The following is a 21,161-nucleotide window of genomic DNA, read 5'->3' as shown; positions in this document are numbered from 1 at the left end:
GAGCCAGGAGGGGGGCACAGGTCCTTCTTCTCTGTCCGCGCAGGGCCGAAAGCGCAGAGCCGCAACCGCAAGGCCGAAAGCGCAGGGCCTACTTCTTCGGCGGCACCGCCGGCACCCCCAGGAACGGCAGCCGCAGCGCGCCGAACGCTTCCGCCGGGACCGCCGGGTGGCGCGGCTGAACCGGGTCGAGGCGCACGTACGCAGTCCCCGGCGCCGGACGCGGGTCCGCCTCGCCCTTGTTGGGCCAGTACGACATCGCCCGCTCGGCCTGCGCCGTGATGGTGAGCGACGGGTTGACGCCGAGGTTGGCGGAGACGGCCGAACCGTCCACCACGGAGATGCCGGGATGGCCGTGGAGCCGGTGGTACGGGTCGATCACGCCGGTGTCGGGCGAGTCGCCGATGGGGCAGCCGCCGAGGAAGTGCGCGGTGAGCGGGGTGCCCATGAGTTCGCCGACGTTGCTGCCGGCGAAGCCGTTGATCTCCTCGGCGAGGGCGGTCGCGGCCTCGGAGGCCGCCCTGATCTGCTTCGGGTTGGGGGCGCCGTGCCCCTGCCGTGCCGTCAGCAGCCCCTTGCCCGTGCCGCTGGGCTTCAGATACGTCGTCAGGGAATTGTCCAGCGACTGCATGACCAGCCCGATGATGGTCCGCTCCGACCACCGCCGGTTGGACAGCGACCGCACCATCAGCAGCGGATGCCGGGCCACGTTCGCCAGCCAGGCCAGCGCCCGCGAGCCGCCCTCCGCGTACGGCACCTGAAGGATGGACAGGCCGCCCATCGAGTTGGAGCCCTTGCCGTAGCGCACCGGTTCGATGTGGGTGCTGGCGTCCGGGTGGACGGACGACGTGATGGCGACGCCGCGCGTGAAGTCGGCCCGGGGCGCGCCGTGCGCCTTGCGGTAGCGGCGGTCGTCGGTCTGCGCGCCGACCAGCGCCTCGGAGTTGGTACGGGTCAGCTCGCCCAGCCGCGGCGAGAGGTGCGGCAGCTGGCGGCCGGCCTTCATGCGGTGCAGCAGTGTCTGGGTGCCGTACGTGCCGGCCGCGAGGACGACCCGGCGGGCGGTGAAGAGGCGTCCGGCGCCCTTGCGGCGGTCGTCGGTGGGGAGGGTGGCGACGGCGTAACCGCCGCGCGAGTCGTCGGTCACCGAGACGACGGTGGTCATGGGGTGCACGACCGCGCCCGCCTTCTCGGCGAGGTGGAGGTAGTTCTCGTTGAGGGTGTTCTTGGCGCCGTGCCGGCAGCCGGTCATGCACTCGCCGCACTCGGTGCAGGCCCGCCGGGCGGGCCCGGCCCCGCCGAAGTAGGGGTCGGGCACCTCCGCGCCCGGCGCGGCCTCGGCCTCACCGGTGGCGTCCTTGCCGTCGCCGAAGAACACGCCGACGGGCGCCAGGTGGAAGGTGTCGCCGACGCCCATCCGCTCGGCCGCCGCCTTGAGGTGGACGTCGGAGGGGGTCATCGTCGGGTTGAGCCGTACGCCGAGCATGCGCCGGGCCTGGTCGTAGTACGGCCGGAGCTCCTTCTCCCAGTCCGTGATGTCGCGCCACTGGGGGTCGTCGAAGAAGGCTTTCGGCGGGACGTAGAGGGTGTTGGCGTAGTTGAGGGAGCCGCCGCCGACGCCCGCGCCGGCCAGCACCATGACGTTGCCGAGCAGATGGATGCGCTGGATGCCGTACATGCCGAGGCGCGGTGCCCAGAGGTAGTTCTTCAGGTCCCAGGAGTTCTTCGGCAGCGTCTCCCGGGCGAAGCGGCGGCCGGCCTCCAGGACGCCGACGCGGTAGCCCTTCTCGGTCAGCCGGAGGGCGGTGACGGAGCCGCCGAAGCCGGAGCCGACGACGAGGACGTCGTAGTCGTACCCGTTCTCGTCCCGGGTCTGGACAGAGTTCTCCTGCGACACGTGCTCTCCTCGTTGAGAACGGGCGGTGGTGGGGTGGGTCCGTTGAGAACGGGCGGTGGTGGGGTGGGTCAGCGGAGGCGCAGCGCCTTCATCAGCCGCAGGCTCCGGCTCATGAACGCCACGTACTTCTCGTCGTCCATGCCCAGCGACGGGGCCATCGGCAGCAGCCGCTGCTGGGCGACGGTCTGGGCCTCGGTGTACTTGAGGATGCCCTCGGAGCCGTGGCGGCGGCCGAGGCCGGAGTCCTTCATGCCGCCCATCGGCGACTGGACGCTGCCGTAGGCGGAGGCGTACCCCTCGTTGATGTTGACGGTGCCGGTGCGCAGCCGGGCGGCGACCGCGCGGCCGCGCCGGGCGTCCTTCGTCCAGACCGACGCGTTGAGCCCGTACGACGTGGCGTTGGCGCGTTCGACCGCCTCGTCGTCGCGTTCGAAGCGGTAGACGGAGACGACCGGGCCGAAGGTCTCCTCGCCGCAGACGGACATGGGGGTCTCGACGCCTTCGAGGATGGTCGGCTCGTAGAAGTACGGGCCGATGTCCGGGCGGGGCACGCCCCCGGCGACGACCCGGGCGCCCTTGGCGACGGCCTCCTCCACGTGCCGGGTGACGGTCTCCAGCTGGCGCTCGCCGACGAGCGAGCCCATGTCGGCGCCGTAGGCGAGGGAGGTGCCGAGCCGCATGGCCTTCGTACGGGCGGCGAAGCGCTCCAGGAAGGCGTCGGCGACCGACTCGTGGACGTACAGCCGTTCGATGGAGATGCAGAGCTGTCCGGCGGAGGAGAAGCAGGCGCGGACGGCGCCGGCGGCGGCCTTCTCGACGTCCGCGTCGTCCAGCACCAGCATGGCGTTCTTGCCGCCGAGTTCGAGCGAGACGCCGACGAGGCGGGCGGCGGCGCCCTGCGCGACCTCGCGGCCGGTGCGGGTGGAGCCGGTGAAGGAGACGTAGTCGGCGTACCGGACGACCTCGGGCCCCACGACCGGGCCCTCGCCGAGCACGACCTGGAAGACCCCGTCCGGCAGCCCTGCCTCGATCAGCAGGTCACGGGCCCACAGCGCGGTCAGGCAGGTCTCGGTGTCGGGTTTCATGACGACCGCGTTGCCCGCCACGAAGGCGGGGAGCGCGTCGCCGACGGACAGCTCCAGCGGGTAGTTCCAGGGGGCGATCTGGCCGACGACGCCGCGCGGGTGGCGCAGTTCGGTGACCCTGGTCAGGGTGGGTACGGCGCCGGTGTGCCGCTTGGGCCGCAGGTAGGCGCGCGCCCTGCGGCCGTAGTGGCGGGCGGTGACGGCGACGGACTGCACCTCCTCGTGGGCGTGCAGCCGGGCCTTGCCGGTCTCCAGCTGGACGAGGTCGAGGACTTCGCCCTGGCGTTCGAGGAGCAGGTCGTGGAAGCGGAGCAGCACGGCGGCCCGCTCGCGGACCGGCACCTGCGCCCAGACGGCCTGTGCGGCGCGGGCCTCCTCGAACGCCTTCCGTACGTCCTCGGGCGTCGACTCGGGCAGGTCGGCGAGCTTCTCCCCGGTGAACGGGGTGTGGCTCGCGGTGCGGCCGGAGCCGACGACGCCCTTGGCCAGCCGGGCGACCAGCTCCGGCGTCACCACGTCGGCGGCCGTGCGCACGCCGTCGGGGGCGGGGGCGACGGGGTTGGTGCCGGCCGCCGCGTCCGGGTCGGACGGGGTGGACCGGGTGGCCGTGCGGGGGGTCGGCGCGGGGGCCTGGGCGTCGGTCATGAGCCGCAGGGTATGCCGGGTCGCGGCGTTTTGGTACCCGTCGGTAACGACGATTCGCCACGCTTTCCGGGCCTTCACCGGGTGCACACATCGCGCCAGTGATCACTGGCAGCGAAGGGGCTGATCAGGGCGTCGCGGTGGGCCGTGGCTTCCTGTCCCCGCCCGCCACGGCCAGGGCGAGCGCCGCCAGCGCCTCCGGGGCGCCGGACTGACCCCGGATGCCGGGGAAGGCGTTGATGTCGACGATGAGCGGGGTGCCGTCGCCCGTGTCGAGGATGTCGACGCCGTAGACGTCCAGCGCGAAGACCTCGCCGACGCGGCGGACCAGGCCGGCCCAGTCGGCGGGCAGCCCGCCCTCGGGGAGCGGCCGGGCCGGGCCCCGTCCCTCGGGCGAGAGTTCCGACCGGCGCAGGGCGGCGAAGGTCCGCTCGCCGACGGCCCACAGCTTGTGGTCGTCGCCGCTGTTCGGCGCGTACTCCTGTACGACGACCGGTTCCCGCGGCAGGGCGGTGGCCAGCTCCCGCAGCCGTGCGTCGCTGTCGGCCCGCGCCACCAGGTCCCCTCTGCGGCTGTGGCGGCTCTTGACCACCACCGGGCCGGTGAGCGGCGGGCCGGCGGCCAGCTCGGCGAGGGTGGCGTGGGTGCGGGTGGCCGCGAACGGCAGTCCGGCCCGCAGGGCCAGGTCCGCCATCACGGTGCGGTCCTGGCAGAGCGCGGTCGCCGCCGCCGAGTTGACGACGGGGACGCCGCGCCGCTCCAGCGCGGCGGCGAGGTCAAGGGCGCGGGGGGTGCGGGCCTTGAGCAGATGGACGTCGGCGAGGGGCGCGGTGGCCGCGTCGGTCGTCTCCGGGTCCAGGTGCACCACCTGGTGCCCGGGGGTGAGCAGGGCGGTGGCGGCGGCGAGCAGCGGATGCCCGGGGGCGGAGGTGATCAGGCCGATCCTCACGGGGTCCCCGGGTCCTCAGATGCGTTCGCGCGCGGCGGCGGTGACCTGCGCGGAGCGGGGGCGGGGCAGCTGCGGCGGCTCGACGGCGGTGTCGTGCCGCTCGGACGGCTGTGCGAAGGGCTGCCCGGACGGGTGCGCGAAGGACTGCTCGGCCGGGTGTACGAAGGACTGCTCGGCGGCAGCGGAGGCCCGGCCCCCGCCGCGCGCCAGTTCGAGCACCGCGCGGGCCACCCGGGCCGTCGCGTCCGGGACCCGGCGGAAGCTGGGGAAGTCGTTGACGTCGACGATGACGGGGCCGTCGGGCCCGAGCAGGACGTCGACGCCGTACAGGTCCAGACCGTAGACCCGCCCGGCCCGGGCGACCACCGCGGCGACCTCCGCGGGAAGCGGCACGCCGCGCTCGCGCACCGCGTGGTCCGGGTGGAGCGGGGAGCGGCGCTCTGTGGCGTAGAGCTCACCGCCGACGCTGTAGACCTTGAGGTCCATCCCGGAGTTGGGGACATAGGGCTGGGCGATGAGCATGGACTCCCCCGCCAGTACGGGGACGAGCTCGGCGAGCCGGGCGGGCGACGTGACCAGGTGCACGGCCCGCCCCGAGCTGCCGTCGGCGGGCTTGACGACGAGGGGGTACTCCGACTCCGGTATCTCGGCCAGCAGTTCGGGCCGGGCGGCCGCGTAGGTCGGCGGGAGCGGCAGCCCGCGGCTGCGGCCGATGGCGGCGGCGAGCGCCTTGTCCCGCACGCCCCGTATCGACCGGGCGTCGTTGACGGTCGTCATGCCGACGGAGGCGGCGGCCTCCAGCAGGGTGAGCCCGGGCCCGCCGGAAACGGTCTTGAGGACCCACGCGTCATGAGTGCCGGCCCATACGTCCTCGGAGACGCGCAGCAGGGAACTGCCCGGCCGCACGACGTCCACCTGGTGCCCCCAGGAGGTCAGTTGCCGGATCACCTCGACCGGCATCCCGTCGCGGCGGTATTGCTCCTCCACCAGGAAGCAGAGCCTCATCGACCTTCCCCAAACCCCCCGGACGTCCGCCGTTCCCATACGGCCTCCCGTGACGTCGCGCGACGCCACAGGATGTCATGAACGGCGCGTGCGGATACCACCGGTACCGGTGGCGCTTCCCGAACGCCCCGACCGGGCACCGACGCAGTACCCGCCGCCCGGCCGACACCGTCCGGCCCGGCCCCGCACCGCGGCAACTCCCGGCCCTGTCACCCAGGTTCCGCACGAGACGCCCGGCACCGACCTCGCATGGTCGGTTCGCCCGCATTCACGCGTCCGTGCCACCGAGGCGCAGGGCGGCGAGGCGTGTCTCGTTCAGCACACCGGCGTACGTGTGCAGCTCGTCGATCTCGCCCTCGAGGTAGTCCATGCCGCCCTCCGGCGTCGAGGTCCGGCCCACTTGGAGGGTGCCGATGGGCGCGAAGGGGGTCACGCCCGGCACGTCGGCGGTGTCGGCGGCGTACGTGTTGTCCACGTACAGGCGCAGTTGGTCCGCCGCCTCGTCGTAGACGACCGCGACGAACTGGTCGTCCGACGCGCCCGCCACGCCGATGGTCGCGCTGACCTCAGTGGTCGGTGCGCCGGCACGGTCTTCGTGGGCGACCTCCGCCTGCCAGGTCTGCGACGAGGCCACGTAGCGCAGGGTGAACAGGTCCGTGTGCGCGCCCGGCTGGGACAGCACCGTCATGTCGTGCGTAGCCGTGTCCGGGTCCAGACGGACGTGCACCGACGCGGAGAAGCCACCGTCGGACGGGGTGAGCGCGGTGGGCGTGGTGGCGTAGTCGCCATCGCCGTCCAGCCACAGGTCGCCGTTGCCCACCATGGGGTACAACGACACCGGCGTGCATTCGGGGTTCCAGGCGCAGTCGTCGGTGGCCGCGTAGATCGACGCGTCACCGCCGAGAGTCAGCGGCTCGCCGCCAGCGTAGGCGGGGCTTTTGCCGTCGGCGGCGGTTTCCAGGTCCCAGTAGCCCTGACGTATCGGCTTGCGGAGGGCGGCGGACGCTATTTCGCCGGGCACGAACACCCGGTCCCAGACGTTCACGTCGGTGAGCAGCCCGCTCCAGTGTCCCCCCTCACCCCCAGCACCGAGCCGCAGGTCGCCCGTGCCGCTTGCGGCGTCCGTGCTCTCGGCGGCCCCGGCCGCCTTCCCGTCGACGTACAGCCTGGCGGTGTGCTGCTCGGTGTCGTACACGCCGACCAGGTGCGCCCATTCGCCTTCCTCCGGAGCACCGCCGGTGACCCGTGTGGTCCCGCCGCTCGCGGTCGGAAGCGCGAACGACCAGCGCGAGGCGCCCGACGAGTCGTGCACCGTGCCGAGGGAGAAGCCACTCTGACCGACGGCGGTCATGGCGTCGCCGCCGAGCGAGTCGGGCCGCACCCAGGCATCGACCGAGAAGCTCTTGGCGGTGTCCACCGCGGAGCCGAGAGTCACCTGTGCGTCGTCGGTACCGTCGAACGCGGCGGCGGAAGGGCTCTCAGTGCCGGACGGCCCGATGGCGTCCAGGCGCACGCCGTCCCCCACGACCGCGCCGGCATCGTCGCCCGGGTTCCACCGTGTGACGGCCGCACGGCCGTCCCGGACCCGGATGTAGTACGTCGTTCTGGCACTGACGTTGTCCGCGGCGTCGATCGCCTGCACCTGGAGGTACGTCGTCCCGCTCTTCTCCGGCATCCAGCGCAGCGACACCGCGGCTCCGGGCTCGGACGCCCGCAGAGTCTTCGGGGCGCCGCCCAACCACTGGTAGCGGTACGTGACCACGTCGTTCGAGGCGGAATCGATCAGGACCGTCCCATAACTACCGACGCCATCATGCTCATTGTCGTCGTCCGGGTACTCCTGCGAGGAGACGACCGGTGCCTCCGGCGCCTGCTCGTCCTCGGCCGCCGCCACCACGCCGGTCAGTGACGCGAAACCCAGTGCGACGACCGCGCACGTCACCGTGGACCGCATCGCCGCGCGCCGTCCGTGCTGTCTCAAGGACCCTCCCCGGATCGAATGGCGAACCGGACCCACCGGGTGCCGACCCGGAAGATCGAGTTCAGACCGGACGACCCTAGCGAGGGCCACTGACAACGCCACCGGTACCGATGCGGAACGGCTCGTTCGAGGTGTCCCGGTGGCCTGATCAGAGCGTGTCGATGCCCAGGTTGGCCAGGGTCGTCCTCGCGACCTCGCGGCCCCTGGCGGTGAAGTCGCCCTTGCCGGGGTAGCTGATCGCTATCTCGTACATGTTCCCCGCCGAGTTCTTGTAGTAGAAGATCTGCTCCTCGACGGGGCGGGGGTCGGTGCTGTCGGTGGTGGTGTAGGAGAGCGTGTTCTCCGCGGACGGCCTGCCGTGGAAGGTGGCCTTGCCGTCGGGGGCCGTGCGCGGGTCGGCGGGCATGTCGCGGCTGTAGTCGCCGTTGGCCTTGAAGTCGTCGTTGTCGGCGTACATCTGCGCGGCGGCCGAGGACTTGATGGCGTGGTTCTTGTCCTGCGACTTCCGCGCCACGTACAGGCCGATCGAAACGGTGCCGCTCGGGTCGGTGTACGTCACCCAGTTCTGGTCGGTGTCGTCGGCGTCCGGTTTCGTCAACCGGTACGACGCCGGGGCCGGCAGGGTCGCGTCCAGGCTCGTCAGGTGGTGCTTGGTCCAGCCGTCGGGGAGGGGGCCCGCGAACGGGTCCGCGACGACCAGGTACGCCGCCACCGCCGCCGCGACGACCGCCGCGCCCAGGCCGCCCAGGCCCCGCAGCAGGGTCTTGCGGCCGATGCGGATCCCGTCGACGGGCGAGGCCGACGTCACCCTCTGGGTCGGTGCCGGGGGCGGGGGCGGGGCCGCCGCCCGCTCCAGCAGGGCGCGGGCCCGGGGCTCGTCCGGGCGGTGCGCGGGGTCCTTCTGCAGCAGGGCGTTGATCAGTTCCGCCAGCGGCCCCCGCGCGGCGGCCGGCGGGGCGGGCGCGGCGTTGAGGACCGCCTGGAGCGTCGCCGGGGTGTTGCTGCGGCGGAACGGGGAGACGCCCTCCGTCGCCGCGTACAGCAGGACGCCCAGCGACCACAGGTCGGCGGCGGGGCCCGGGCGCCGGCCCAGCACCCGCTCCGGCGCGATGTACTCGGGGGAGCCGACGAAGCCGCCGGTGTCCGTCAGCCGCGTGTCGCCCTCGATCTGCGCGATGCCGAAGTCGGTGAGCACGACCCGGTCGTGACGGCCGAGCAGCACGTTGTCCGGTTTCACGTCACGGTGCAGCACGCCCGCCGCGTGCGCGGCCCGCAGCGCGCCCAGCACCTCCAGGCCGACGCGCGCCGCCTCGCGCGCGTCGAGGGTGCCCTCCTGGAGCGCGTCGCCCAGGCTGCGGCCGTGGACCAGCTCCATCACGATCCACGGCCGGCCGTCCACCACGGCCACGTCGTGCACGGTCACCACCGCAGGATGGTCCAGGCGGGCGGCGGCGCGGGCCTCGCGGCGCATGCGTTCGAAGACGGTGGCACGGTCATTTTCGGACAGGTGGTCGGGGACCCGCGGCTCCTTGACCGCGACCTCCCGGTCCACCGTCTCGTCCTTGGCCCGCCAGACCGTGCCCATGCCGCCGTGGCCGAGCCGGGAGAGGAGGCGGTAACGGCCTGCGACCAGGCGCCCGGCACCGGAGGCGGCGGCATCGGGGGCGGCGGGTACGTCCGGCCGGGCCTGTGCGCCGGGGGCGGCGGTCGTGCCCGGTCCGGCCGGCGTGCCCGGCCCGGCCTGCGCGTTCGCCGTCCGCGGCTGTGGGTGCGGCCCCGGCCGCTGTTCCGGATACGGCTGCGGCTGCGGCCGCGCACTCGGTTCCGCGTACGGGTTGCCCGGGTACGGCGCATGCGCGCGCGGTGGTTGCAGCGCGTAGCTCGTCGGCTCGTCCGGTCCCGGTGGGGCTCCCCCGTTGTCGCTCATGCCCTCATGCTTAGCGCGGGAGCGGGGGGCGGCACCACACCCGTCCGGAACCGGTCACCCACCTGTGACACTGGCCGCCGTGAACGTGTCCACCGCCACGTCGAAGTACTCCCTCGCCTCCCGCACCTTCCCGACCGGCGCCGACACCCACACGTCGTACATCCGGCCGCCCTCGTCCCAGCACAGGTCGTAGGTGTGGCGCGGGCCCTCGCCGGCCGTGTCGAAGCCCTCCCAGGTGAACTCCCACAGCGCCGCCGGATGCCCGCCGTGCCCGGTGCGGGTGACGCTGCCGTCGTGGTAGCCCGGGTTCGAGGACGGGCCCCCGGCGTGCGCCCGGCGCATCACCTCGAGCGGGCCGCCCGGGTCGGGGTCGGTGACCTTGATGCCGATGCGGACGTGCCCGCCCGCGGACAGGTAGAACACACGCTCGCCCTCGGGCCGGCGCGTGAAGCCGTCCGGTACGGCGAGCGAGAAGCCGTCCGGGTCACGTACGGTCCGGTAGCCGGACGGGGCCGTGTGTCCGGCGGCCGTGGAGGCGGCAGTTGAGGAGGTCGGGCCGGAGGCCGGGGTGGACGTTCCCGTGGAGGCGCCCGTGGACGCCGCCGTGGTCGTCGGCTCCGTCGCGGTCACCGACGCCCCCGGCCCCGTACGCCCGGGCTCCCCGCCCCCGCCGCCGTCCCCGTGCACCAGCAGCAGCGCCGCCGTGACGCCCGCGCCCGTCAGCGCGGCGAGCAGCGCCGCCGCCAGCAGCATGGCGCGCGTCGAGTACCGCCCCGGCGGCCGCGGGGTGACGGGGGGCGTGCCGGTGAGCGCGTGCGGCACGTCCCGTTGTGTCGGGGTGTACGAGGGCGTGCGGGCCAGATACGAGCCGAGCGGCGTGCGCCCCGCCGTACCGCGCGCCAAGCGCCCCGGCGTACGCCCCGTCGCCGTCCCGCGGGGCGCACGCCCCGTCTCGTGCACCTCCCGCAGCAGTCGTTCCGCCTCCGTCGCGCCCATGCGCCGCTCCGGGTCGCGGTCGAGCAGTCCCCGTACGACGGGCAGCAACGGCCCCGCCCGCTCCGGTGGCCGGATGTCGTCGAGCACGACGGCGTGCAGCACCTCGCCCAGCGAGTCCCGGCGGAACGGCGACTCGCCGCTCAGCGCCGCGCACAGCAGCGCGCCCAGCGACCACAGGTCGGACTCCGGCCCCGTCCCGGCCCCGGTCATCCGTTCGGGCGCGGTGTACTCGGGCGAGCCGACGAAGGAACCGGTCTCGGTCAGCGTCGTCGCGCCCGCGACCTGGGCGATGCCGAAGTCCGTGAGGACGACCCGGCCGGTGCCGCGCTCCAGCAGCACATTGGCGGGTTTCAGATCACGGTGCAGCACCCCGGCCTCGTGCGCCCGGCGCAGCGCACCCAGCAGATCGACCCCGATGCGCGCGACCTCCCGCACGTCCAGCGGACCGTCCGCCGCGAGACGGTCGGCGAGCGAACCGCCGTCGATCAGCTCCATGACGATGTACGGGCGTTCGTCGTCCTCCACGACGTCATGGACGACGACGATGTGCGGATGCCGCAGCTGCGCGACCGCCCGCGCCTCCCGCAGCGTACGGTCGCGCCGGGCGCGGGCCTCCGCCGCGGAGAGCGAGTCGTCGAAGGGGAGCTCCTTGACCGCCACGTCCCGGGCGAGCAGATGGTCGGTGGCACGCCAGACGACGCCCATTCCGCCGCGCCCCAGCCTGTCCCGAAGCCGGTAACGGCCCGCGATCACACGGACGTTCTCCCCCTCGGTCCCCATGCGCCCCATCATGCCGCACCCCACCGGCGCCACCCCGTGCGACGGAACGCGGTCGGCCGACAAGCGACGTTCCGGGCCGGGGCGCACGGCAGCGCGGACGGTGGACTTCAGGGGCGCGCGGCCTCCGGTCGCTCCCGGCCGCCGTTCAGCCCCGGGCCGGCGGGCGCCACCCGCGCAGCACCTTGTCGAACTGCTGGCGTGCCGTGTCCCAGTCGCCCGCCGGCGAGGAGAAATAGAGCACGTACTCGACGCCGTCCCGGCTGATGTACGCCTGTTCGATGGCCCGGCGCGGGCCCGGGAAGGGTCCGTCCTTGGCGAGCGCCGTCCAGGTGAAGTCCCACAGCGCGCCCTGGCAGTCGCGGTAGGTGTTGGCCACCAGGCTGACCCGCTTGTAGTCCACCAGCCGCTTCAACTGCTGTTCCAGGTCGACCTGGTGTGCGTACGCGGTGTCGAAGTCGGGGGAGTCGTCGATGGCGACGCGCAGGAAGTGCTCGCCCCCGTCGGGCGTGTAGTCGATCTGGGTGCCCTCGACCTGCCGCTTCCAGCCGTCGGGGACGACGATGCTGAAGCCCAGCGGGTCGTCGACGCGCTGCCAGCCGTCGGGGACCGCCCCGGAGGCCGCGCCGTCGGCGCCGGACGAGGCCGACGCGGAGGGGGAGCCGGAGCCCGAGGGAGAGGCCGTGGCCGCGTCGGTCGCGGAGGTGTCGGTCCTGTGGCCGTCCGTGCCGCCGTTGCCGACGTAGTTCCAGGCCAGGGCGCCGCCGGCGCCGACGACCACGGCGAACGCCAGTACGAGCGCGATCGTGCGGCCGCGGCGGCCCGGCCGGCCCCCGGCACCCGGGGGCGCCGACTGCGGCTGGTGGGCGGTGGCGCCGAAGGGGGGCGTCGCGGGGTGGGCGGTGGCGCCGAAGGGCGGGGTCGCGGGGTGTGCGGTGCCGCCGGGCGCCCCGGGTATGTGCGTGCCGACGGTGGCGCGCCCGGGCACCGGCGTGGCCGTGTGCCCGGCGGCAGCCGAGGCGTGGCCCGCGGCCGGGTTCGCGAACTGGCCCGCGGCGACGCCGCCGGAGGAGTCGGTGACGGCCGTGGCGACATCGTTGGCGGCGGACACGTGCGTGGCCCCGGAGGCGTCCGGGAAGCCGCCGGGCGTCACCGCCGTGCGCTGCCCGTCGGCCGCGCCCCCGCCGCCCGGCCCGTCCGGCACGTCGCCTTCCGCCGCGCCCGCCCCGCCCATGTCGACGTGCCGGGTCGGGACGTACGCCTGTGCCGCGCGGGGGCGGCGGCCCTCCGCCGCCTCGGCGAGCATCTGTTCGGCCTCGGCCGCGCTCGGCCGCGTCGCCGGGTCCTTGCGCAGGAACGCCTCGATCACCGGGCCGAGCGCGGGTCCGGCGTAGTGCGGCGCGGGGGGCTCCTCGTCCACCACCGCCTGCATGGTGGTCAGCGGCGAGGTGCGCCGGAACGGCGAGCGGCCCTCCACCGCCGTGTACAGCGTGGCCCCGAGCGCCCACAGGTCGGAGGCGGGCCCGGGGTCCTGACCGCGCACGCGTTCGGGGGCCAGGTAGTCGACCGAGCCGACGATCTCCCCGGTGCGGGTGATCGTCGTGTCGCCCTCCACCTGGGCGATGCCGAAGTCGGTGAGCAGCACCCGTCCGTCGGTGGCGAGCAGGACGTTGCCGGGCTTGACGTCCCGGTGCACGACGCCCGCGGCGTGCGCGGCGCCGAGGGCGCGCAGCACCCACAGCCCGATCCGGGCGGCCTCCGCCGGTTCCAGCCGCTCCCGGTCCCGGACGGCGTCGGCGAGCGAGCCGCCCTCGACCAGCTCCATGACGATCCACGGCCGGTTGTCGTGCTCCAGCACGTCGTGCACGGTGACGACGGCCGAGTGGTTGATCCGCGCGGCCGCCCGTGCCTCGGTCTGGGTGCGCGCCAGCAGCACCGCCCGGTCACTGTCGGTGACGTAGAGCGCGGCCGTCAGCTCCTTGATGGCGACCGACCGGTGGAGCACCTCGTCCCGGGCGCGCCATACGCGGCCCATGCCGCCGCTGCCGATCGGGTCGACGAGCCGGTAGCGTCCCGCGAGAAGCAGGCCCTGCATCTGATTCACGTTTCCCCGCAATGGTCTTGACAGAGCCAGCGTAAAGATCTGTACCCACGCTGGGAACCGGCGGGGTACTACGGAAACGACACTGTGACGCTGGGGACTTGTGGGATCTGGTGTGGCGTCAGGGGTGCGAGTGACGACATAACACCCGATGCCCGGCGGGTGGTCGACGGGTGGCGGGCGGGCCTGTACGGCCGACGCCCAGCGGCCGGTCGGCGGCGTCGCGCGGCCGGCCTTCCGGCCGTCAGCCGGTGGCCTTGTACGTCTGCCCTCCGTGCGTCAGCCGGTGGCCTTGTACGCCTGCCCTCCGTGCGTCAGCCAGTGGCCTTGTACGTCTGTTCGGCCTGCTCGTAGAGGCGGGTGACCTCGTCCCGCTCGGCCTCCGGGCCGCGTACCTGCACCACGTGGTACCGGTTGCCGAGCAGCAGCACGAGGTTGCGCACGTACAGCTCCTTGCCGCCGTCCGTCCAGGTGAACTGGCCCTCCGCCATGGTCCGTCCGCCCACGTCGACGCGGCGCATCCCGGTGGACGTCGCCCAGGTCGAGTCCCGGAACGGCTGCGTCTCCGGCTCCTTCTCGCGCTGGTACGTCAGCAGGTCGGTGCCGTACTTGCCCGTGCTGTCCCGGCCCGGTACGACGATCAGCTCGAACTCCCCGTGGGAGTAGACGACCTGACCGCTGCCGTTCTTGGGCGCGCGATCCCAGCCGTTGGCGACGGCGACCCGGAAACCCTCGCTGTCCTTGCGCAGGGTGAAGCCCTGGGCGACGCCGGAACCGCCGTCACTCTCGGCCTGCGAGTCGTCGTCGGCGGACTTGGAGGGGCTCTCGCCGGCGTCGGGGGACGTGGCGCCGGACCCCGTGCCACCGCCCTTCTCCGACGGCCCGGGAGCGGCGCTCGCCTCGCCCGCGGCTCCGGTGCGGTCGGCGCCCGCGCCGTCGTCGCGCGCCCCGTTCTTCGGCAGGAACACCACGGCGTACGCCACCGCCGCGGCCATCGCCAGCAGTATCAGCACGAGCAGGGTGCGGCCGAGCCGGCGCGGGCGGCCGGCGCGGGCGCCCCGGTGGCGGGCGCGGGTGGCGACGGGCAGCCCGGCCCTGCGGCGCCGGACGAGTTCGCCCCGGCGCCGGACGATGGGCAGCCGACGGGTGTCGACGGGGGGCGCGGACACGACGTGCGCGCCGGCCTCCGGCTCGGGCGCGGAGCGCACGAGCGAGCGCAGCCAGCCGCGCAGCTCCTCGAAGTCCGGGCGTTCGGTGGGGTCCTGGCGCAGCAGCGACTCCACGACCGGCCGCAGCGGTCCGCACTCCTCGGCGAACGCGGGCGGCTCCGCGCACACCAGCTGGACCAGCTCGGCGGTGTTCTCCTCGGGGTACGGGGCGTGCCCCTGGACCGAGCGGAACAGCAGCGCGCCGAGCGCCCACAGGTCGGTGGCGGGGCCGATGGGCGCGGCCAGCTGCCAGTTCTCGTGCACGGGACCGGCCTGCTCGGGCGCCCAGCGCTCGGTCACGGGCCCGACCAACGCCATCCGCGCCTGCCGCGCCCGCTCCGCCTCCAGCGCGGTACCGGGCCCCCGCTGGGGCGCACGCCCGGGCGCGCTGCGGCCCCAGTGCGCGGTGGGCGTGTCCCCGGCCGTGTAGGAACGGCCGGAGACGGCGGGGCCACCAGGGGGGCCGTACGCCGCACGACCGGCGGAGGTGTCGTACTCGGCGTACTCGGCGCCGTCGGCCGGGACACCGGGGCCGGCGGGACCGGCGGGACCGCGCTGTGGTCCGTACGCCGTCCGGCGCGCCGAGGTGTCGTACTCGACGGCGTCACCCGCCGGTCCGGAGGCGGAGGGACGCCCCTGGGAGCCGTACCCGTCTCGGCCGGCCGGGGAGCCGTAGCCGCCGGGACCGCCCGCGGAACCGGGGGCGGGGGAACGGCCCTGCGGGCCATGCCCCTCCCGCCCCGCCGAGGCGCCGTAGCCGCCGGCCGGGGCGCCGGGGGCGCCCGAGCCGTCCCGGGGGCCGTACCCCGCCCGGCCCGTCGAACCGCCGTACCCCATGGGGTTCCGCGCGGGGTCGGCTGCGGAGGGGCGGCCCTGAGGGCCGGGACCGTGCCCCTCCCGCCCCGCCGACGTGCCGTGACCGGCCGGGCTGCCCGGAGCGCCGGGGGCGGCGGGGCGCCCCTGGGTGTCGTACCCGGCTCGGCCGGCCGGGGTGTCGGACGCGGCTCCGCCGCCGGGCATGGCCCGGCCGCCCGGTGTGCGGTACGGGTTCGGGTCCTCAGCGGTGCCGGGGGCTCCCGGCTGGTCCGGGGTGGTGCCGTACGCCGCCGGGCCCTCGGCGCCGGTTCCGTAGGGGTTCTGTCCGCCCGGCGCGCGGTACGCGTTCACGCCCCCGGGTACGCCCGGGCGCACGGGGCCACTCCCGGCACTCCCGGCACCGGGGCCGTACGCGCCCGGCCTGCCCAGGACGCCGTACGGGTCGGCGATCTGGCCGGGTACGGGCGCCGGCGCCTGCTCCACGCCGTGCGCGGGGTCCTGGCCCGGCAGCGCCTGCGGAGGCACCGCCTCCGGACCGCCGTCACGGTCCGCCGCGCCCGCCCCGGACTCCGGGCGGCCGGGCGGAAGGCTGTTCGCCGGGCGCGGCGCGGGGAGCGCCGCACGGCTGTTGCGCTCCTCCTCCTGCACGCGCGCGGCGGCGCGCGCCCCGGCGCGGTAGGCGGCGATCGCGCCCGCGCGCGCCGCCCGTACGTCGTCCCCGGCCTCCAGCGCCCGGGGCCCGGGCGCCGGTACGCCCCCGGAGCCGCCCTGCGGGGTCATCGCCCCGTTCGCGCGGGCCTCGAGCGCGGCACGGCGCGCCTCTTCCGCGTCCGCCGCACTCATGCCGCCGGCCACCGCACCGAGGGCGCCCTCGGCCGGTGCGCTCACCATCCCGCCGGCGGCACCCACGGCCCCCCGCATCCCGGGGCCCACGCCCGGGCCGCCGGGTCCGCCGCTCCGGGCCCCCGGAACCAACGGCCCAGCGCCCGCTGCGCCCGGGCCGGGAACGGCCGGGCCCCCGGCCCTCCCGGGGCCTTGGAGCACCCCGGGCCGGGTGCCGGGCCCCCGGAAGGTGTCGGGCACGACACCGGGCGCCCCGGCGCCCCCGTCGCCGCCGAGCCCCGGCCCGGGCTCGACGTCCGGCGGCGGCACCGGGTCGTAGCCGCACAGCGCCTCCTCCGCCGCGCCGACCGCGAGCCCGGTGAGCATCACCCGGCCGTCGTCGCAGACGAGCACCGTGCGGGCGGTGATGTTGCGGTGCACCCAGCCGTGCGCGTGCAGCACCCGCAGGGCGGTCAGCACGTCGGAGGCGACCTCGGCCGCACGGTAGGGCGTCAGCGGCTGGTCGGCGAGCAGCGCCGCCAGCGACCGCGCGGGCACCAGCTCGCTCACGACCCACAACGAACCGCCCTCGGCGAACACGTCGAACACCTGGTCGAGCCGCGGATGGTCGGGGATCCGCGCGGCGGCCTGCGCCGCCTCGATCGCGCGCCGCACCGCCGGATCGGCGGGCCGGCGCGTGGCGCCCCGCCCGCCGGGGCCGCGCGCCCCGGCACCCCGCCCACCGGCGTCCCGGGCCACGAACCCGTCCGGCAGCCCGTCCGCGTCGAGCACCTCCGCCTCGACCACCTCGGGCAACGGCACTTGCCGGATGAGGACTTCCTGCCCGCTGTAGGTGTCGAAGGCGCGTCCGTCGGCGAGTTCGTCCTCGTCGGCGGCCGGCAGCGGCAGGCGGTAGCGGTCGGCGAGGACCCGTCCCGCGTAGTCGTCCACGATGCCTCCCCCGGCCGGCCGGCTGGTCAATTCCGTTCGCCTAGCGCCCCGTTGTGGCTGCGTACGGTTCGCAACCACTCACGATACGTGCCGTAGGCAACCCGCACGGAGGGATATGACATCTCGCCGCCCCAGAATCGCACGGAACGTAACGTCAGCCCGGCCGCCCTGTCACCGCACGTGACGACAGATGATGCTTCACTCCGCTACGTGACGTCATGTCACGACTTGGGCTCAAAGGTGGTGTTCAGCGTCTTCCAGGTGCTCTTGCGCAGGCTGCCGCCCCACCCGGCCGACTTCGCCGAGTACATCAGCGCGTAGCCCTGGTGGTCGTTGACGACGAAACCCCGGTCGATCACCCGGTACTTCGTCCCGTCGTCGGAGTAGGTGAACTCCCAGTCGGCCGTGTTCCAGCCGCGGTAGTCCACCTTCTCTATTCGGATCCGGTGGTACTGAGCCCGGGTCATGTAGCGCTCCTGGTTCTTCCAGTCCGCCACCGGGTCGTCCTTGGGCGTGGAGGTCCAGGCGATCAGCAGCCGCTGCCCGTCGGGTCCGGTGAACCGGGCCCCGGCCGAGTCCGTCGTCTTGTACTTCCAGCCCTTGGGCAGCCCGATGGAGAACCCCTGAGCGCCCTTGTACGTGGTCACCTTGCCGTCGCCGGAGGAGTCGGACGAACCCGAGGAGCCGTCCGACGACGAGTCCGAGGACCCGGACGACCCGGCCCCCTCGTCGCTGTCGTCCGTGCTCGTGCCGGAGCCCGCCGTCGAGCCGTCCGCCGACCGCTCGTCCGCCTCCGCCCCCTCGTCGTCCCCCTTGCCTGTACCGGTGCCGCTGCCGCTGCCCTTCCCGCTGCCGCTCTTGCCGGAGTCTCCGCTGCTCGCCCCGTTGGAGACGGCCGACTTGGTGCCGGCGCCCTTGTCGTCCTTGGAGCCGTCGTCGCCCAGCGTCAGCGCGAGCACCGTGCCGAGCACGGCGAGCACCACGACCACGGCGACGACCACCAGCGCCCGCTTCGGGATCACGTCGGTGATCGGCGCCCGGGGCGGCGACGCGGGCCGCCGCGGACGGTCCGGCTCCGGCACCACGGGCCAGCCCGAACTGGTCTTCGCCGAACCGGAGTTCGATGCGACGACCGCGGTGTCCCCCACGGCCCCCGCCCGCCCGCCGGAAGCCCCGGAGGCGCCCGAAGAGGAGGTCGACGAAGAGGACGGGGAAGCGGAGGGGGCCTGGGAAGCGGCCGGCGCCGCGGAAGCACCCGCGGCACCCGACGACACCGCCGCACCGCTCCTCGCCCCACCCGCGCTGGCGCCCTTCGTCGCGCTCGTACCCGCCGGCTTCGTCCCGGCCGTCGCCGTCCGCGCGGAAGCCGGGGAACCCACGGATCCCGCGGCACCGGCCGCGCCGGCGGCGCCCACGGCGCCGGACGCCTCCGCCGCCCGACCGCCCCCCGCGGCACCGGACTTCTCCTCCGCGACGGACCCGGCCGCGCTCCCGGCCGCCGGCTCCGCCCCGCCCCGCTTGGAGCGCGCGGTCACCGAGGCGGTCGCGGCACCCGCGGCCTTGCGCACCGAGCGCAGCGCCCCGCGCAGCTTCTCCGCCGCCTCCTCGCCCCGCCTGCCGGCGGCGCCGTCGGCGCCCGCGCCCTCCTCGGGCACCGGCGGCAGCGCGACCACCCGGGTGGCGTCCACCGGCTCCGGGCCCGCCTCCTTGGCATCGGCGGCGTTGATCACCTCGTTGAGCATCGCCCGGGCGCCCGCGTCGTCCAGCCGCTGCTCGGGGTCCTTGGCGAGCAGCCCGAAGATGACGCTCCGCAGCGGGCCCGCGTTCTTGGGCTCCTCGACGGGCTCCGTCATGACCGCCGTCAGGGTGGCGATCGCCGAGCCCTTGTCGTACGGCGGAGTGCCCTCCACCGACGCGTACATCAGCCCGCCGAGCGACCACAGGTCCGCCGCCGGTCCCGGCTTGTGCCCGCGCGCCCGCTCCGGGGAGATGTAGGAGGGGGCGCCGACGAGCATGCCGGTCGAGGTGATGGACGGGTCGCCCTCGACCTGCGCGATGCCGAAGTCGGTCAGCACCACCCGGCCGTCCTCGGAGATCAGCACGTTGGACGGCTTCACGTCCCGGTGCAGGATCCCCTCGCGGTGCGCGGCCCGCAGCACGTCCAGGACCGCGAGTCCCACCTCGGCGGCGCGCCTCGGCTCCAGCACGCCGTCCTCACGGATGACCTCGGCGAGGGACTTGCCCTCGATCAACTCCATGACGATCCAGGGCCGGTCGTCCTCCTGCACGACGTCGAAGACCGTCACCGCACCCGTGTTGCGGATCCGCGCGATCGCCTTCGCCTCGCGCAGCGTCCGCGTGATCAGCCGGCGCTTCTCCTCCTCGTCGATGCTCGACGGGAACCGCAGCTCCTTCACGGCGACCGTACGGCCGAGGGTCTCGTCCTCGGCCCGCCACACCGTGCCCATGCCGCCGCGGCCGAGGACCCCTCCCAGCCGGTACCGCCCGGCGAGGAGACGTCCGCTCTTGTCCTGACGGGATGACCCCGCCCGCTCCGCCTCCGACATGCGTCCCCTCATGCAACCCGCCCTGACAGAGCCTTCATTGTTACTCACGCACGGACCACCCGGCGCCCAGGGTGCCCCGTACGGCGGCCCGCCGGGGGCGCACGGCACCGGCGGGCGGACGACCGTCCGGAGCGGGCGCGCTCCCACCACCTGGTGCGCGGGGGCGGCCGGCGGTCCTCCATGATGTGCGGTGACGAAACGAGGACGCCGATGCCGCTGCGCCGGGCCTGCCGCTCCCTGGCGGCCGTGGCCCTGACCCTGCCTCTGCTCGCGCTCGCCCCCCGCGGCCCGGCGACCCCGGCCGGCCCCGCGGCGCGGGCCCGCCCGGCGACGGACACCGTCCTCTCCCTCCTGGTCGCCCGCAGCGGAGTCCGCGCCGGCGCACTCCTCGCCCAGGACCCGACGGGCGCTCACTTCGCGCACGCCGAGGCCGACGCGTCCCTCACCACCATCGAACCCGGAGCCGAACCCGGGTCCGGGGAAGGCCTCCGCCCCGCCGACCACTTCCGCGCCGGCAGCGTCACCAAGACCTTCCTCGCCACCGTCGTCCTCCAACTCGCCGCCGAACACCGGCTGTCGCTGTCGGACTCCGTCGAGGACCACCTGCCCGGACTGGTGCACGGTCACGGCAACGACGGCCGCAGCCTCACCCTGCGCTCCCTGCTCACGCACACCAGCGGACTGGCCGACTTCACCGCGGACACCAAAGGCATGGTTCCCCTGACCCCGCGTCAGGCCGTACGCATCGCTCTCACCCACTCCCCCGCGGCACCCGGCCGCTTCTCGTACTCCAACACCAACTACGTGCTGCTCGGCATGGTCGTCCGGCAGGTCACCGGGCACTCGTACGCCGACGAGGCCGAGCGCCGCATCCTCACCCCCCTGCATCTGACGGGCACGTCCTTCCCGGGCACCCGCACCACGCTCCCCTCCCCGCACGGGCGGGCCTACACCGCCGACGGGTCCGACGTCACCGAACTCGACCCGCGCGTGGCCGGCGCGGCGGGTGAGCTCGTGACCACGCTCGCCGACCTCGACCGCTTCTACGCGGCCCTGCTCGGCGGCGGACTGCTGCCCCCGTACTGGCTGCACGAGATGCTCGACACCCGCACCGCACATGGCGTGTACGGCTCCGGGATCTATCCGGTGACTCTTCCGTGCGGCACCACGGTGTGGGGACACGACGGCCGGATACCGGGCAGCTACGTGCGCACCGCGGCCACCGTCGACGGTCGTCGTGTGCTCACGTACCGCGTGAACACGGACGCCTTCGCAGACTCCGGTCTCGAGCGGGCCCTGCTGTCGGCCGAGTTCTGCGTCCGCACCCCGTAGAACGACCGGGTTCCGAACGGAGATCCCGTTCCGGGCCACCCGTTCGAGTGAACCCGGCCCGGCCGGCCCCACTCGACCGAACCGTCGGCCGACCGGCCACAGCGGCGG

General features: G+C 74.7%; 11 protein-coding genes. 1 reads left to right on the top strand and 10 read right to left on the bottom strand.

Going from position 1 to position 21,161, the window contains the following annotated elements; all coding sequences use genetic code 11:
• Positions 1-88 precede the first annotated feature (88 nt).
• From OIE12_RS19765 to OIE12_RS19720, 10 genes are all read right to left on the bottom strand, one after another.
• Positions 89-1,894, bottom strand: coding sequence for a GMC family oxidoreductase (locus OIE12_RS19765; protein WP_329137118.1), 1,806 nt, complete (start codon positions 1,892-1,894; stop codon positions 89-91).
• 68 nt (positions 1,895-1,962) lie between these two features.
• Entirely contained in the window at positions 1,963-3,624 is a 1,662-nt protein-coding gene (locus tag OIE12_RS19760) for a succinic semialdehyde dehydrogenase (RefSeq protein ID WP_329137116.1), read from the bottom strand.
• A gap of 124 nt (positions 3,625-3,748) precedes the next feature.
• A complete protein-coding gene (locus OIE12_RS19755) occupies positions 3,749-4,570 on the bottom strand; it encodes an ATP-grasp domain-containing protein (RefSeq protein WP_329137115.1) in 822 nt (273 codons plus the stop codon).
• A 15-nt stretch (positions 4,571-4,585) separates the two neighbouring features.
• Positions 4,586-5,575, bottom strand: a complete 990-nt coding sequence (locus tag OIE12_RS19750; RefSeq protein WP_329137113.1) for an ATP-grasp domain-containing protein — start codon at positions 5,573-5,575, stop codon at positions 4,586-4,588.
• Positions 5,576-5,843: 268 nt separating this feature from the next.
• Positions 5,844-7,556, bottom strand: coding sequence for a LamG domain-containing protein (locus tag OIE12_RS19745; RefSeq protein ID WP_329137111.1), 1,713 nt, complete (start codon positions 7,554-7,556; stop codon positions 5,844-5,846).
• Between the two features lie 148 nt (positions 7,557-7,704).
• Positions 7,705-9,483, bottom strand: coding sequence for a serine/threonine-protein kinase (locus tag OIE12_RS19740; RefSeq protein WP_329137109.1), 1,779 nt, complete (start codon positions 9,481-9,483; stop codon positions 7,705-7,707).
• A gap of 54 nt (positions 9,484-9,537) precedes the next feature.
• Positions 9,538-11,259 carry a serine/threonine-protein kinase gene (locus OIE12_RS19735; RefSeq protein ID WP_329137107.1) on the bottom strand — a complete coding sequence of 574 codons (1,722 nt, stop codon included), beginning with the start codon at positions 11,257-11,259 and terminating at the stop codon, positions 9,538-9,540.
• Positions 11,260-11,404: 145 nt separating this feature from the next.
• Positions 11,405-13,351, bottom strand: a complete 1,947-nt coding sequence (locus tag OIE12_RS19730; RefSeq protein WP_329137105.1) for a serine/threonine-protein kinase — start codon at positions 13,349-13,351, stop codon at positions 11,405-11,407.
• Between the two features lie 320 nt (positions 13,352-13,671).
• A complete protein-coding gene (locus OIE12_RS19725; protein WP_329137103.1) occupies positions 13,672-17,154 on the bottom strand; it encodes a protein kinase in 3,483 nt (1,160 codons plus the stop codon).
• 221 nt (positions 17,155-17,375) lie between these two features.
• Positions 17,376-19,721, bottom strand: coding sequence for a serine/threonine-protein kinase (locus OIE12_RS19720; protein ID WP_329142071.1), 2,346 nt, complete (start codon positions 19,719-19,721; stop codon positions 17,376-17,378).
• Positions 19,722-19,931: 210 nt separating this feature from the next.
• On the opposite strand from OIE12_RS19720, the gene OIE12_RS19715 reads away from it, so the two are divergent.
• A complete protein-coding gene (locus OIE12_RS19715) occupies positions 19,932-21,053 on the top strand; it encodes a serine hydrolase domain-containing protein (RefSeq protein ID WP_329137102.1) in 1,122 nt (373 codons plus the stop codon).
• The last annotated feature ends 108 nt before the right edge of the window (positions 21,054-21,161 follow it).

It is taken from the genome of Streptomyces sp. NBC_00670, from assembly GCF_036226765.1.
GTDB lineage: Bacteria > Actinomycetota > Actinomycetes > Streptomycetales > Streptomycetaceae > Streptomyces.
Note: the sequence above shows the minus strand (reverse complement) of the source record. Positions and strands in the feature narration are given on the sequence as shown.

Bases quoted from the DNA above. Each gene is read 5' to 3' on its own strand.
- OIE12_RS19760 (WP_329137116.1), bottom strand. From the start codon at position 3,624: ATGACCGACGCCCAGGCCCCCGCGCCGACCCCCCGCACGGCCACCCGG.
- OIE12_RS19750 (WP_329137113.1), bottom strand. From the start codon at position 5,575: ATGAGGCTCTGCTTCCTGGTGGAGGAGCAATACCGCCGCGACGGGATG.
- OIE12_RS19740 (WP_329137109.1), bottom strand. From the start codon at position 9,483: ATGAGCGACAACGGGGGAGCCCCACCGGGACCGGACGAGCCGACGAGC.
- OIE12_RS19735 (WP_329137107.1), bottom strand. From the start codon at position 11,259: ATGGGGACCGAGGGGGAGAACGTCCGTGTGATCGCGGGCCGTTACCGG.
- OIE12_RS19730 (WP_329137105.1), bottom strand. From the start codon at position 13,351: ATGCAGGGCCTGCTTCTCGCGGGACGCTACCGGCTCGTCGACCCGATC.
- OIE12_RS19720 (WP_329142071.1), bottom strand. From the start codon at position 19,721: ATGTCGGAGGCGGAGCGGGCGGGGTCATCCCGTCAGGACAAGAGCGGA.
- OIE12_RS19715 (WP_329137102.1), top strand. From the start codon at position 19,932: ATGCCGCTGCGCCGGGCCTGCCGCTCCCTGGCGGCCGTGGCCCTGACC.